At 70.9% G+C, this 13,238-nt stretch carries 13 protein-coding genes and 3 tRNA genes; 3 read left to right on the top strand and 13 right to left on the bottom strand.

What is annotated here, in order from left to right; all coding sequences use genetic code 11:
* Positions 1-6: 6 nt before the first annotated feature.
* Both KWI83_RS15340 and KWI83_RS15335 read right to left on the bottom strand, forming a co-directional pair.
* Positions 7-79 (bottom strand) — tRNA-Met (locus KWI83_RS15340).
* Between the two features lie 34 nt (positions 80-113).
* Positions 114-186 (bottom strand) — tRNA-Thr (locus tag KWI83_RS15335).
* A gap of 319 nt (positions 187-505) precedes the next feature.
* On the opposite strand from KWI83_RS15335, the gene KWI83_RS15330 reads away from it, so the two are divergent.
* A complete protein-coding gene (locus KWI83_RS15330; protein ID WP_218515060.1) occupies positions 506-1,801 on the top strand; it encodes an amidohydrolase family protein in 1,296 nt (431 codons plus the stop codon).
* 150 nt (positions 1,802-1,951) lie between these two features.
* Positions 1,952-2,608 carry an SDR family oxidoreductase gene (locus KWI83_RS15325; RefSeq protein WP_218514923.1) on the top strand — a complete coding sequence of 219 codons (657 nt, stop codon included), beginning with the start codon at positions 1,952-1,954 and terminating at the stop codon, positions 2,606-2,608.
* A gap of 101 nt (positions 2,609-2,709) precedes the next feature.
* Here the strand turns inward: KWI83_RS15325 and KWI83_RS15320 are convergent.
* Positions 2,710-2,791, bottom strand: a tRNA-Tyr gene (locus KWI83_RS15320).
* A gap of 224 nt (positions 2,792-3,015) precedes the next feature.
* Between KWI83_RS15320 and KWI83_RS15315 the strand changes: the two genes are divergently transcribed.
* Positions 3,016-3,504 (top strand): YajQ family cyclic di-GMP-binding protein, encoded by a 489-nt coding sequence (locus tag KWI83_RS15315; RefSeq protein WP_218514922.1) that lies wholly within the window; start codon positions 3,016-3,018, stop codon positions 3,502-3,504.
* Between the two features lie 100 nt (positions 3,505-3,604).
* Here KWI83_RS15315 and KWI83_RS15310 read toward each other — a convergent pair whose 3' ends face one another.
* The 10 genes from KWI83_RS15310 to KWI83_RS15265 form a co-directional block, all read right to left on the bottom strand.
* Positions 3,605-3,871, bottom strand: coding sequence for a GlsB/YeaQ/YmgE family stress response membrane protein (locus tag KWI83_RS15310; protein WP_218514921.1), 267 nt, complete (start codon positions 3,869-3,871; stop codon positions 3,605-3,607).
* Between the two features lie 377 nt (positions 3,872-4,248).
* Positions 4,249-4,815, bottom strand: a complete 567-nt coding sequence (locus KWI83_RS15305) for an SMI1/KNR4 family protein (protein ID WP_218514920.1) — start codon at positions 4,813-4,815, stop codon at positions 4,249-4,251.
* Positions 4,816-4,920: 105 nt separating this feature from the next.
* Complete coding sequence (locus tag KWI83_RS15300) at positions 4,921-5,316, bottom strand: YccF domain-containing protein (RefSeq protein WP_141309587.1); 396 nt, start codon at positions 5,314-5,316, stop codon at positions 4,921-4,923.
* The gene (gene htpX, locus KWI83_RS15295) at positions 5,313-6,176 is read right to left on the bottom strand and encodes a zinc metalloprotease HtpX (RefSeq protein ID WP_218514919.1); all 864 of its coding nucleotides are present in this window, start codon (positions 6,174-6,176) and stop codon (positions 5,313-5,315) included. Before htpX ends, KWI83_RS15300 begins: the two co-directional genes overlap by 4 nt.
* A 192-nt stretch (positions 6,177-6,368) precedes the next feature.
* Positions 6,369-7,892, bottom strand: a complete 1,524-nt coding sequence (locus tag KWI83_RS15290) for an NADH-quinone oxidoreductase subunit N (protein ID WP_218514918.1) — start codon at positions 7,890-7,892, stop codon at positions 6,369-6,371.
* Positions 7,889-9,463: a NuoM family protein gene (locus KWI83_RS15285; protein WP_218514917.1), complete on the bottom strand. Its 1,575-nt coding sequence runs from the start codon at positions 9,461-9,463 to the stop codon at positions 7,889-7,891. The genes KWI83_RS15290 and KWI83_RS15285 overlap by 4 nt, the downstream gene beginning before the upstream one ends.
* 6 nt (positions 9,464-9,469) lie before the next feature.
* Entirely contained in the window at positions 9,470-11,464 is a 1,995-nt protein-coding gene (locus tag KWI83_RS15280; RefSeq protein WP_218514916.1) for an NADH-quinone oxidoreductase subunit L, read from the bottom strand.
* Entirely contained in the window at positions 11,461-11,853 is a 393-nt protein-coding gene (gene nuoK / locus KWI83_RS15275) for an NADH-quinone oxidoreductase subunit NuoK (protein WP_218514915.1), read from the bottom strand. The genes KWI83_RS15280 and nuoK overlap by 4 nt, the downstream gene beginning before the upstream one ends.
* Positions 11,853-12,455, bottom strand: a complete 603-nt coding sequence (locus KWI83_RS15270; protein ID WP_218514914.1) for an NADH-quinone oxidoreductase subunit J — start codon at positions 12,453-12,455, stop codon at positions 11,853-11,855. The genes nuoK and KWI83_RS15270 overlap by 1 nt, the downstream gene beginning before the upstream one ends.
* Positions 12,452-13,237 carry an NADH-quinone oxidoreductase subunit I gene (locus tag KWI83_RS15265; RefSeq protein ID WP_218514913.1) on the bottom strand — a complete coding sequence of 262 codons (786 nt, stop codon included), beginning with the start codon at positions 13,235-13,237 and terminating at the stop codon, positions 12,452-12,454. Before KWI83_RS15265 ends, KWI83_RS15270 begins: the two co-directional genes overlap by 4 nt.
* Between the last annotated feature and the right edge of the window lies 1 nt (position 13,238).

The following is a 13,238-nucleotide window of genomic DNA, read 5'->3' as shown; positions in this document are numbered from 1 at the left end:
TGTCAGTAGCGGTGACCGGACTTGAACCGGTGACACAGCGATTATGAGCCGCTTGCTCTACCGACTGAGCTACACCGCTGCGATGCACACGCCGCGAGCGGCGCTAGCACCAGAGCCCCAAAACGGAATCGAACCGTTGACCTTCTCCTTACCATGGAGACGCTCTGCCGACTGAGCTATTGGGGCGAGCGATGAAGACATTACACGCTCGGCCGCCGTTCACCCAAATCCGTTTCCCCGTCCCCGCCCCGCCTCCCCCTCGCCGCCCTCCCGCGCCCTCAGGAGCCCCAAGGGCCTCTTGAGCATCGCCCCTCGTGCGGCGGACCACACCGGTACGACTATTGCGCTCCTCCGCGCCACGGACCGAACGCCGTCCTAGGCTCGACTCACTCTGCGTGATCTTGCGTCCGTGACGCGGCGGTGCGTCATGGGTACGTCAGGAGACGTCAGGAGTCGTCATGAGTGCGTGATGAGCCCCGCCCCCGATTCCGAGCCCTGGAGCGCGATGCCCGACAGCCAGCCGCAGCCGCCCCGTTCGTCGTCGTCCCCGTCGGGCTCGGGACAGTCGGGACAGAGCGGCGTGGCCGGCCTGCTGCTGTGCGGCGCGCGACTGACCGACGGCCGGACCGTGGACGTCCGGCTGGGCGGCGGGCGGATCGAAGCGGTGGGGACGGCCGGCAGCCTGGGCGGATCTCGTGGTGACAGTGGCGGTGGCGGTGGCGGTGGCGGTGGCGGCCGAGTGGATCTCAGCGGCTATCTCCTGCTGCCGGCCCCCGCCGAGGTCCACGCCCACGCCGACACGGCCCTGTCCGCCGACATCGACGGCCCCGTCTCGTACGACCCGCAGGACGTCCAGCGCCGGGCCACCGAGGCCACGCTGCTGCAGCTCGGGCACGGGGCGACCGCGCTGCGGGCACACGTGCGCGTGGGGGACGTTCAGGGGCTGGGCGCGCTGACCGCCGTACTGCGGGCGCGGCGGTCGCTGCGGGGGCTCGCCGAGCTGACGGCGGTGGCGATGCCACGGGTGCTGACCGGGGTGGCCGGGGCGGACGGGCTCGCCATGCTGCGGGACGCGGTGAAGATGGGCGCCTCCGTGGTGGGCGGCTGTCCGGATCTCGACCCCGATCCGACGGGCTATGTGGAGACCGTCCTGGAGGTCGCCTCCGAACACGGCTGCCCCGTCGACCTGCACACCGACGCCACCGACCCGGCCCGCCTCGCCCGCCTCGCCGCGATGGCCGGCGGCCTGCGCCCCGGCGTGACGATCGGTCCTTGCGGCGGCCTGGGCGACCTTCCCGCCGACCTGGCGTCCCGCACCGCCGACCAGCTGGCGGCGGCGGGGGTGACGGTGGTGTGCCTGCCCCAGGGCGGCTGCGCGGGCGCGGACCGGCGCGGGACGCCGCCGGTCCGACTGCTGCGCGCCGCCGGCGTACGCCTTGCCGCCGGCAGCGGCGCCCTACGGGACCCCTCGAACCCGGTGGGCCGCGGCGATCCCCTGGAGGCCGCGTACCTCCTGGCCTCCCACTACGGCCTGCGCCCCGAGGACGCCTACGACGCCGTGAGCACGTCGGCCCGCGCCGCCCTGGGCCTCCCCGAGGTGCGTGTGGAGGCGGGCTTCCCGGCCGAGCTGCTGGCCGTGCGCGGGGACCGGCTGGCGGGTGCCCTGTCGCTGGCGTACAGCCGGATCGTGGTGCACCGGGGGCGCGTGGTGGCACGGACGAGCGCGGTACGGGAGTACTGCAACTCGGCCGCGGCGGCGGAGCTGGGGTTGCCTCGGCAGGGGCGGGGCGAGTTGTCGTAGGGCACCCGCGAGTTGTCATAGGGCGCCCGGGCGAGTTGTCGTAGGGCACCCGGGGCGTGTGGTGGGGCGCCGGGGTGTCGTGGGCCACCCACCCGAGACCCCACCCATCTCATGGGGCGAATGCGGCCGTTCGGGCGTACGGTCGGAAGCATGCGCATTGTCATCGCTGGAGGTCATGGACAGATCGCGCTGCGGCTGGAGCGCCTGCTCGCCGCGAGCGGTTATGAGGTGGCGGGCATCATCCGCCGCGCCGAACAGGGCGACGATCTGCGGGAGGCGGGCGCCGAACCGGTCCTGCTGGACCTGGAGTCGGCCACGGTCGAGCAGGTCGCGGCGTATCTGCAGGGCGCCGACGCGGCGGTGTTCGCGGCCGGTGCCGGCCCGGGCAGCGGGGCGGCACGCAAGGACACGGTCGACAAGGGCGCGGCGGTGCTGTTCGCGGACGCGGCGGTCCGGGCGGGTGTACGCCGCTTCCTCGTCGTCTCCTCGATGGGCGCCGACCCGAACCACCAGGGCGACGAGGTCTTCGACGTCTACCTGCGCGCCAAGGGCGAGGCCGACGCGCACGTCACCCGCCAGGACGCGCTGGACTGGACGATCCTGCGCCCCGGCGCGCTGACGGACGACGCCGGCACGGGCCTGGTCCGCCTGGAGGCGCACACCGGCCGCGGCCCGATCCCGCGCGACGACGTGGCCGCCGTACTGGCCGAGCTGCTCGACACCCCGGCGACAGCCGGTCTGACCCTGGAACTGATCAGCGGGTCGACACCGGTCTCGGTGGCCGTGAAGTCGGTGGCCGGAAACTGAGACCGGCCGCGGCAGCGGTTCACGACGGCGATCTCAACGGAACATGAAGAAACCCCCTCTGCTCTGCGTTTCCGCAGACCTGGAGGGGGTCCTCTTCACAGTGGCGGCGCCAGGATTCGAACCTGGGAAGGCTGAGCCGGCAGATTTACAGTCTGCTCCCTTTGGCCGCTCGGGCACACCGCCGGGGTTCGATGCCGCTCGAACCGCTTTTCGGCGGTGCTCGCTGGCAACGACGTAAACAATACCCGATACGGAGGGGTGCTTCGCCACCCGATTGATCGGCGCTCGGGGGACGGGGGGTGGCTAGGCTTGTCCGGATGCGGCCACGGGTTCCAGCCGACCGGGCCGCCGCCCCGCGTACGCCGCTACGCACCCGATTCGCACCCCGATACAAGGAGCCACAGCACATGGCCGACTCCAGTTTCGACATCGTCTCGAAGGTCGAGCGGCAGGAGGTCGACAACGCCCTCAACCAGGCCGCCAAGGAGATCTCGCAGCGCTACGACTTCAAGGGCGTGGGTGCCTCGATCTCGTGGTCCGGTGACAAGATCCTGATGGAGGCGAACTCCGAGGACCGCGTGAAGGCCGTCCTCGACGTCTTCCAGTCCAAGCTGATCAAGCGCGGCATCTCGCTGAAGGCCCTGGACGCGGGCGAGCCCCAGCTCTCGGGCAAGGAGTACAAGATCTTCGCGTCGATCCAGGAGGGCATCTCCCAGGAGAACGCGAAGAAGGTGGCGAAGATCATCCGCGACGAGGGTCCCAAGGGCGTCAAGGCCCAGGTCCAGGGCGACGAGCTGCGTGTCACCTCCAAGAGCCGGGACGACCTTCAGGCCGTGATCGCCCTGCTGAAGGGCAAGGACTTCGACTTCGCGCTGCAGTTCGTGAACTACCGGTAACCCGACGCCGCGCGCGTCCGAGGAAGGGTGGGCAGCCGGTGGGCCCGGTGGCCCACCCTTCTCGCTCCGACGCGGAGCCCGTACGCGCGGTGCCCCGCGCTCAGTCGCGCGAGTGGCCGCACAGGATGCGGTACCCGATCAGCAGGACCAGCGAGCCGCCTATCGCCGCCGCCCACGTGGCGCCGTCGTAGAAGTCCTTGGTGACCGGGTGGTCCAGCCAGCGGGCCGATATCCAGCCGCCGATGAACGCGCCCGCAATGCCGATCACTGTCGTTCCGATGAATCCGCCCGGGTCACGGCCCGGCAGCAGAAACTTGGCGATGGCTCCGGCCAACAGTCCCAGGATGATCCAAGCGATGATGCTCATGCCGTGAACCTGCCCTTCCGCGCTGTGTCTGCACTGTCCCGGAACTGTGATCTTGGCGATGTCCGCCCCGGGCGGGTGCAGATCGTGCTCGTGCGTGGTGCGTGCTCCGTGGTGCGTCATTCGTGGTGCTGGTGTGTTGTGCGTGCTCCCGTTGTGCGTACGTGCGTGATATGCGTCACGCTGTTGTCGCGTTGCGGTCCACGCCTGGCCTCGCCCGCTGTCGGCCCCTTGCCTCGCCGCAGGTGCCAGGTCTGGCGGGATTGCGTGCTCTGTCACTGCCGAGGACGGCACGGCAGTACCTGGCGGTTGCACCGCCCAGCGGGGTGCGGCACATGCCACACCGCTGGTGGGTGGGCTGGGCCAATTCGGCTACGAGGTCACGAGGCCGGTGTCGGGGTCGTACGTATGCGGAAGTCGGACCAGGGCGCCAGGTCCACCCCTTCGTTCGTTTCCTCGTACCAGCCCGTGCCGTCCACCCAGGCGCGCAGCCAGGCCGTGAGGCTGAGGGCGTCGACGTACCAGGCGTGGTCGGCGTCGTCGGCGTTCGGTTCGAAGAGCAGGACGGGGGCCTGCGGGTCGAGGCAGTCCACGCAGGCGTACATCGCACAGCCCCAGTGCGATATCGGAAGCACCCCTTCCGGCCAGGGCCACTCGGGGTCCTTGCGGCCGCTCTCGCGGTTGGCGAGGTATTGCACGACGGCGGCGGGCTCGTCGGCGGGTGGGCTGTCGAGCAGAGGCAGCAGGCCGTACTCCGGGCCGAATCCACCGTCTCCTATCCGCAGATAGAGGGCGGCGAGCAGCGGCGGCAGGCGGAAGCCGAGCACGGTCTCGGCGCGGGCCACCGTGGCGGCGTCCACGGGCTCGGGTAGTGAAGTCCAGCCCCACGGGCGGGTGTTACGGGCCTTGCCCTCCACCCGTGCCAGCAACTGCTCGATCTCGGTCATGGGTTCATCATGCAAGGCGGCACTGACAGTCGGGCCGGCCTGTGGACAACCGCCCGGCTGTGGACAACCGCCAGGCTGCGGAAAACGCGGCACTCCGGGCGTGCGTCACCAACCCGCCGCGAACGGCCTGTCCGTGGAGACGATCTCGCGGCCGAAGGGCAGCAGTGAGACCGGGATGAGCTTGAAGTTGGCGATGCCGAGCGGGATGCCGATGATCGTGACGCACAGCGCGATGCCGGTGGCGATGTGGGCGAGGGCCAGCCACCAGCCCGCGAGGATCAGCCACAGGACGTTGCCGACGCAGGAGGGGGCTCCGGCGTCGCGGCGCTCGACCGTCGTGTACCCGAAGGGCCACAGGGCGTAGACGCCGATGCGGAACGCGGCGATGCCGAACGGGATGCCGATGATGGTGATGCACAGCAGCACGCCCGCCAGCAGATAGCCGAGAAACAGCCAGAAGCCGCTCAGGACGAGCCATATGACGTTCAGGATTGTCTTCACGGGCGACGACCTGCCATCTGTTCGAGGCGAGCGATGCGCTCCGCCATGGGCGGGTGCGTGGAGAACATCTTGGACAGTCCCTGGCCCGGGCGGAACGGGTTCGCGATCATCATGTGGCTCGCGGTCTCGATCCGGGGCTCGGGGGGCAGCGGAAGTTGCTTGGTGCCGGCCTCCAGCTTGCGCAGCGCGCTGGCGAGGGCGAGCGGGTCGCCGGTGAGCTGGGCACCGGAGGTGTCGGCCTCGTACTCGCGGGAGCGGCTGATGGCCAGCTGGATAAGGGTGGCCGCGAGAGGACCCAGGATCATGATCAGCAGCATGCCGAGGAGGCCGGGGCCGTCGTCGTCATCGGAGCGGCCGATCGGGATCAGCCAGGCGAAGTTGACCAGGAACATGATCACGGAGGCGAGGGCGCCGGCGACCGATGAGATGAGGATGTCGCGGTTGTAGACGTGGCTCAGCTCGTGCCCGATGACGCCGCGCAGCTCTCGCTCGTTCAGGATCCGCAGGATGCCCTCGGTGCAGCACACGGCGGCGTTGCGCGGGTTGCGGCCGGTCGCGAAGGCGTTCGGCGCCTCCGTCGGGGAGATGTACAGGCGGGGCATGGGCCGGCGGGCCTGCGTGGAGAGGTCGCGGACCATGCGGTACAGCGCGGGGGCCTCGAACTCGCTCACCGGGCGGGCCCGCATCGCGCGTAGCGCCAGCTTGTCGCTGTTCCAGTAGGCGTAGGCGTTCGTCGCGAGCGCGATCAGGACGGCGACGACGAGCCCGACACGTCCGAAGAAGCTGCCGATGAGGATGATGAGTGCGGACAGTCCCCCGAGGAGTACTGCGGTCCTGAGCCCGTTGTGCCGGCGGTGCACGGTACGCCCTCCAAGTGGTGCAGCAGGGGAACCCTTTGCTTGTTGATCTCCGGTCCCGCTGGTGCCGTGGTGACACGTCCAGTGGACCCTCCCGATGTGGACAACGCGAGGCGACGGCCACTAGTTCCCTTGTGCGTGCGGCGGCGCACGTCGGCCGTCCGGGTGAGGGCGCCCGGCAGTCCGGGTGAGTGTCTAGAAGAGCCCGGTGTCCGCGAAGCGCAGGACCAGCTGGGGTGCTCCGGACAGGCCGATGCCGAGGACGGCGGTCAGCGCGATCGCCGCCGTGAGGGGGGCCGGGACGAGGTGCTTGGCGGGCTCTGCCTCGGGGGCGCGGAACAGCAGGGCCGTCCATTGGAGGTAGTAGAACAGCGCGATCACCACGTTGACGGCCATCACCACGGCCAGCCAGCCGAGGCCCGCGTCGACGGCCGCGGAGAAGACGGTGACCTTGGCGAACAGGCCGATGATGCCCGGCGGCAGCCCGGCCAGGCAGAGCAGGAAGAAGGCCAGCAGCAGCGCCGTCACGGGGTTCGAGGCGTACAGGCCCCGGTAGTCGCTGACGCGGTTGAGGGTCCTCGTACGACCCACCAGTGCGGCCACCGCGAAGGCGCCCAGGTTCACAGCGGCGTACATGAGCGCGTAGGCGACCGTGGAGCCGATCGAGTGCTCGGCGTCGTCGGAGTACGCGGCGGCGGCGATCGGCACCAGGAGGTAACCGGCCTGGCCGACGGACGACCAGGCGAGCAGGCGTACCGCGCTGTACGCGCGCGTGCCCTGCTGCCGGAGGGCGCCGACGTTGCCGACGGTCATGGTGAGGGCGGCCAGGGCGGCCAGGGCCGGGCCCCAGACGTCGGCGTACGACGGGAAGGCGATGACCGTGACGAGGATCAGCCCGGAGAAGCCGACAGCCTTGCCGACCACCGACAAATAGGCCGCGACCGGCAGCGGGGCGCCCACATAGGTGTCGGGCACCCAGAAGTGGAACGGCACGGCGGCCGTCTTGAAGGCGAAGCCGATGAGGGTGAGGACGACGCCGGTCTGCGCGAGGGTGTGCAGCTGTCCGTCGACGTCCTGGATGCGTTCGGCGATCTGGGTCAGGTAGAGGGTGCCGGTGGCGGCGTACACGAAGCTGATGCCCATGAGGCTGACGGCGGTCGCGGTGACCGACGACAGGAAGAACTTCAGGGCCGCCTCGGAGGACCTCTTGTCGCCGTGCCGGATGCCGACCAGGGCGAACGCGGGCAGGGAGGCGACCTCCAGGGCGACGATCAGCGTGGCGAGGTCGCGGGAGGCCGGCAGGAGGGCGGCGCCGGCCGCGGAGGAGAGCAGCAGGAACCAGAACTCCCCTTCGGGGAGTCCTCCGCGCGCGTCCTTGACGGCCGTGACGGACAGCAGGGCCGTCAGGAGGGCGCCGCCGAGGACCAGGAACTGGATGACGAGCGTGAACCGGTCCGCCGTGTAGCTGCACACGTCGGCGTCGCCGATGAGGCAGAAGGTGGAGCGGTCGCCGTCCAGGAGCGGCAGCAGCATCAGCGTGGACACGGCGAGACCGGCCACGGACACCCACCCGAGGAGCGCCTTTTTGGTGTCGCCGACGAACAGGTCGGCGACCAGGACGGCGAGGGCGACCACGGCTGCGATGGTGGGCGGCGCGATGGCGAGCCAGTCGACGGACTGGACCAGGGACTCGACCGGTGACTGGGCCAGGGAGCTCATCGGGTGCCTCCTGCGAGGAGCTGCTGCACGGCCGGGTCGGTCAGGCCGAGGAGGGCCTTCGGCCAGAGTCCGGCGACGACGGTGAGGGCGACCAGCGGGGTCCACGCCGCGTACTCATACATGTGCACGTCGGCGAGCTTGGGTGCGTCCTGGGGTACGACGCCCATGCAGACCCGGCGGACCACGACGAGCAGGTACGCGGCGGTGAGCAGGGTGCCGAACGCGCCGATCGCCATGAAGGTGAGGAAGGCGGGGCGGCTGAGGCCGGCGGCGGGCTGGAACGCGCCGAACAGCGCCAGCATCTCGCCCCAGAACCCGGCGAGGCCCGGCAGGCCGAGGGAGGCGACGGCACCGAAGGCGAGCAGGCCTCCGAAGCGCGGGGCCTTGCCGTACAGCGCGGCGCCGGTCTTGTCGGCGAGGGCGTCGAGGTCGGTGCTGCCGGTGCGGTCCTTCAGCGCGCCGACCAGGAAGAACAGCAGGCCGGTGATGAGGCCGTGGGCGATGTTGGCGAACAGGGCGCCGTTCACGCCGGTGGGGGTCATGGTGGCGATGCCGAGCAGGACGAAGCCCATGTGGCCGACGGAGGAGTAGGCGATGAGGCGTTTGAGGTCGCCCTTCGCGCCTTGCTTGGCGAGGGCGAGGCAGGCCAGCGATCCGTAGATGATCCCGACGACGGCGAAGGCGGCGAGGTAGGGGGCGAAGGTGCGGAATCCGTCCGGCGTGATCGGCAGCAGAATTCGAACGAACCCGTACGTACCCATCTTCAGCAGTACGCCGGCCAGCAGGACCGAGCCGACGGTCGGCGCGGCGGTGTGGGCGTCCGGCAGCCAGCTGTGCAGCGGCCACATCGGCGTCTTGACCGCGAGTCCGATCCCGACCGCCAGAACCGCGATGACCTGCACGGATGTGGTCAGCGAGCGGCCGTTGTCAGTGGCGAGTGCCACCATGTCGAATGTGCCCGCCGTGATTCCGATCAGGAGCAGGCCGAGCAGCATGACCACGGAACCGAGCAGCGTGAAGAGGATGAACTTCCAGGCGGCCTGCGTCCGCCCCTCGCCGCCCCAGCGGGCGATGAGGAAGTACATCGGGATCAGGACCATCTCGAAGGCGAGGAAGAACAGCAGCAGGTCGAGGACGGCGAAGGTGGCGAGGGTGCCGGACTCCAGGACGAGCAGCAGTGCGACGAAGGCCTTCGGGGTCGGGCCCGCGGGCATCTTGAAGTACGAGTAGAGCGCGCAGAGGAAGGTCAGCAGCGCGGTCAGGACGACAAGGGGGAGGGAAATGCCGTCGATGCCGAGGTGGATCCGCACGTCGAGTGCGGGGATCCAGCTGATGTCCGTGCTGGCCTGCATCTTCGACGGCTGGCCGTGGTCGAAGCCGAGCGCCAGGACGATCGCGGCGGCGAGGACCGCGCCGGTCACGGTCACGCCGTGCCGCAGCACGGCCTGCTCGGGCGACTTCCCCTTCAGCCCGGGCGGGGCCGGCAGGAGAGCGGCGGCGGCGCCGAGGAGCGGGCCGACGACGACGAACGCGAGAAGGAACTGCATCACGGACTCGTTGATATCGATCACGCCTGCTCACGCTCCCGTGGCGACGAGGACGGCGGCGACCACCAGGACGACGGTGCCGGCGAGCAGCGCGCTCACATAGGTCTGCACATTGCCGGTCTGGGCGCGCCGGACGGCGGCTCCAAGCCAGCGGGGCAGGGTGCCCGCCCCGCGTACGTAGGTGTCGACGACCTCGCGGTCGAGGAACCGGACCAGACTGGCGCCGCCCCGGACCGGGCGGACGAACAGCGCCGAGTACACGGCGTCCAGGTGGAAGCCGGCGGCGGCGTGCCGGTGCAGCGGGCCGAGCAGCAGCCGTCCCGGGTCCGCCGGGTCGGGTGCGTGGGCCACGTCGCCGTAGGCGGGCTCGTGGGTGGCGATGGCCTCGGCCTCGACCTGCGCGGCGTCACCCTCCGGGTGGGCCGCGACCGCACCCAGCGGGACGCGGGCCGCGAGCGTGCTGGTGTGCCGCCAGGCGGCGTAGGTGGCGATGCCGCCGACCAGGGCCAGGCCCGTGCCCAGCACGGACGTGGTGAGGGTCGGGGTCAGCTCACCGCCGTCGAACCAGCCGGGCAGCGACTGGTACGCCAGTCCGCCCAGGGCGAGTGACGGGGCGGCGAGCACCCACAGCACCACGGTCATGGTCAGGGGCTGCCTGCCGTGGTCGGGGGCCTCGGTGCCGTGGCCGCGGAAGGCGAGCAGCCACAGGCGCATCGCGTACGCGGCGGTGAGCAGGGCCGTGACCAGGCCGGCGACCAGCACGATCCAGCCCGCGGCGCCGGGGATGTGCTCGGTGTGGCCGGTGGTGACGTGCTCGGCGGCGGCGAGGACGGACTCCTTGGAGAAGAAGCCGCTGAAGGGCGGGATCGCGGCGAGCGCGAGGAGCGCCACGGTCATCGTCCAGTAGGCGTCGGGGACGCGGTCGCGCAGGCCGCCCATGCGGGACATGGCGGCCAGTGAGTTGGTGCCGGCGGCGTGGATGATCACGCCCGCCGCCAGGAACAGCAGCGCCTTGAAGGCGCCGTGGGACAGGAGGTGGAAGACGGCGGCGCCGCGGTCGCCGACGGCCAGGGCGCCGGTCATGTAGCCGAGCTGGCCGATCGTCGAGTAGGCGAGGACGCGCTTGATGTCGTCCTGGGCGAGCGCCGCGAGACCCGAGCCCGCCATGGTGACGGCGGCCATGACGGCGAGCACGACCATCGCGGCCGAGGAGGCCTGGAAGACGGGGAGGAGACGGGCGATGAAGTAGACACCGGCGGCGACCATCGTCGCGGCGTGGATCAGCGCGGAGACGGGCGTGGGGCCCGCCATCGCGTCGGGCAGCCAGGAGTGCAGCGGGAACTGCGCCGACTTGCCCGCCACACCGGCGAGGAGCAGCAGGGCGATCAGCGTGGGGTGGTCGAGTCCGCCGTTCGCGACGGCGCCGAGCACGCGCGTGATGCGGAACGACCCCGCGTCGACGGCGAGCGCGAACAGACCGATCAGGAAGGGAACGTCACCGAGCTTGGTGACCAGGAAGGCCTTCAGGGAGGCGGCGCGGGCCTCCGGGGTCTCCCAGTAGTGACCGACCAGGAAGTAGGAGCAGATGCCCATCACTTCCCAGCCGACCAGCAGCACCATCAGGTCGCCCGAGTAGACGACGAGGAGCATCGCGGAGGTGAACAGGGAGACGAGCGCGGCGTAGGAGGAGTAGCGCGGGTCGTCCTGCAGATAGCCGGTCGAGTAGATCTGCACGCAGAGCGCGACGAACCCGACGAGGACGGCGACGAGGGCGGCGAAGCCGTCGATGTGCACGGCGAGTTCGATCGGGATCGAGCCGGTGGGCGTGAGTTCGGTGGCGGCGTCGATGGCCTCGTCGCCGCCCTGGCGGACGGCGACCAGGACGGCGAGGACGAGCGAGGCGAGCGTCGGCAGGACGGCGATCGGGCGGACGAAGCCGGGAGCCGTGCGGCCGAGGAGCAGACCGGCGGCCGCGCCCAGGAACGGAAGGAGAGGGACGAGGTAGGCGAGGGTGGTCGTGGTCACGCGGTGGCCTCAGCCTTCTCGGCGGCCGGCTCCGCCGCGGAGGCCTCGCCGTCGGGTCCGTCGGTCTCGTGGCCCTCGGCGGTGTCGCGGAGCTTGTCGATGTCCGAGGTGCCGCGGTTGCGGTAGACGGCGAGGACGATCGCGAGGCCGATGCCGATCTCGGCGGCCGCGATGGCGATGGTGAACAGGGTCAGGGCCTGGCCGGAGTGCAGGGTCTCCTCGGCGGTCCTGCTGAGCCAGACGTCGAAGGCGACCAGGTTGAGGTTGACAGCGTTGAGCATCAGCTCGACCGACATCAGGACCAGGATCGCGTTGCGGCGGGCGAGGACTCCGTACAGGCCGGTGCAGAACAGGAGGGCGGACAGGACGGCGGGGTAGGCGAGGTGCATCAGCGGGCACCGTCCTTGTCACTTCGGCTGCCGGGGGCACTCGCGTGGCTGGCCGTCGCCTCGTCCGCCTTCGCCTTGCGGGACAGGACGATCGCGCCGACCAGCGCGGCGAGGAGGAGCACGGAGAGGGCCTCGAAGGGGAGGACCCAGTTCTGGAAGAGGGCCTTGCCGGTGACCTCCGTGGAGCCGGCGGGGGCATCGTCCAGGTCGATCCAGGTCGTGCGGAAGGCGTCGACGACGACCCAGACCAGGGCGGCGGCCGTGGCGACGGCCACGGTGAGGGCGGCCCAGCGGTTGCCGGAGTCGGCGTCCGGGGAGCGGCCGATGGGGGCCTTGGTGAGCATCAGACCGAACAGGAGGAGGACGACGACGGAACCGACGTAGATCAGCACCTGCACCCAGGCGATGAACTCGGCGGTGAGCAGGAGGTACTCGACGGCGAGTCCGCCGAGGGTCACCACGAGCCACAGGGCGGCGTGCACCAGCTGCCGGGTGGTGACGGTGACGATCGCGGCGGCGAAGGTCACCACGCCGACGAGGAGGAAGGCGATTTCGACGCCGGTCGGCGAGAGGAATCCGTGCTGGCTCGCGGCGAGGGTCATGAGGCTCCTCCCTGGGGATCGGTCGGCTCGGCGCCCTGCGGACCGGCGGGCTCGCCACCCTGCGGACCGGCGGGACCGCCGCCGTGGGGACCGGCGGGACCGCCGCCGTGGGGACCGGCGGGACCGCCGCCGTGGGGACCGGCGGGCGTGCTGCCCTGCCGACCAGCGGGACCGCCCCCCTGGGAACCGGCGGGCTCGCCGCCCTGCCGACCAGCGGGCTCGCTGGGCTCGGTCTGGGCTGCGGCCAGCTTCTCGGCGGTCTTGCGGGCGGCGGCGACCTCCTTCGGTTCCTCCGCGCCGGCGTCGAGGGCAGGCGGGGCGGGCACCGTCCACATCCACTCGCGGAGCTTGTCGCGTTCGTGGGTGAGGTCGCGGATGTCGGTCTCGGCGTACTCGAACTCCGGGGACCAGAACAGAGCGTCGAAAGGACAGACCTCAATGCAGATACCGCAGTACATGCACAGGGAGAAGTCGATCGCGAACCGGTCGAGGACGTTACGGCTGCGCTCGCGGCCGCCCGGGGCGGCGGGCGGGACCGTCTCCTTGTGGGAGTCGATGTAGATGCACCAGTCCGGGCACTCCCGGGCGCACAGCATGCAGACCGTGCAGTTCTCCTCGAACAGGCCGATCACACCGCGGGTACGGGGCGGCAGGTCGGGCTGGACGTCCGGGTACTGCTCGGTGACGGTCTTCTTCGTCATCGTGCGGAGGGTGACGGCCAAGCCCTTGGCGAGACCGCTGCCGGGAATGCGGGGCCGGGTGGGCGGGAGAGACTCGGCCATG

Source organism: Streptomyces sp. TRM70350 (genome assembly GCF_019219825.1).
Taxonomy (GTDB): domain Bacteria; phylum Actinomycetota; class Actinomycetes; order Streptomycetales; family Streptomycetaceae; genus Streptomyces.
The sequence above is the reverse complement of the archived record's forward strand: the minus strand, read 5'-3'. Positions and strand labels throughout refer to the sequence as shown.

Bases quoted from the DNA above. Each gene is read 5' to 3' on its own strand.
- KWI83_RS15310 (WP_218514921.1), bottom strand. From the start codon at position 3,871: ATGAGCATCATCGCTTGGATCATCCTGGGACTGTTGGCCGGAGCCATC.
- KWI83_RS15265 (WP_218514913.1), bottom strand. From the start codon at position 13,237: ATGGCCGAGTCTCTCCCGCCCACCCGGCCCCGCATTCCCGGCAGCGGT.
- KWI83_RS15305 (WP_218514920.1), bottom strand. From the start codon at position 4,815: ATGACCGAGATCGAGCAGTTGCTGGCACGGGTGGAGGGCAAGGCCCGT.
- nuoK (WP_218514915.1), bottom strand. From the start codon at position 11,853: ATGCACCTCGCCTACCCCGCCGTCCTGTCCGCCCTCCTGTTCTGCACC.
- KWI83_RS15270 (WP_218514914.1), bottom strand. From the start codon at position 12,455: ATGACCCTCGCCGCGAGCCAGCACGGATTCCTCTCGCCGACCGGCGTC.
- KWI83_RS15330 (WP_218515060.1), top strand. From the start codon at position 506: ATGCCCGACAGCCAGCCGCAGCCGCCCCGTTCGTCGTCGTCCCCGTCG.
- KWI83_RS15325 (WP_218514923.1), top strand. From the start codon at position 1,952: ATGCGCATTGTCATCGCTGGAGGTCATGGACAGATCGCGCTGCGGCTG.
- KWI83_RS15315 (WP_218514922.1), top strand. From the start codon at position 3,016: ATGGCCGACTCCAGTTTCGACATCGTCTCGAAGGTCGAGCGGCAGGAG.
- KWI83_RS15290 (WP_218514918.1), bottom strand. From the start codon at position 7,892: ATGAGCTCCCTGGCCCAGTCACCGGTCGAGTCCCTGGTCCAGTCCGTC.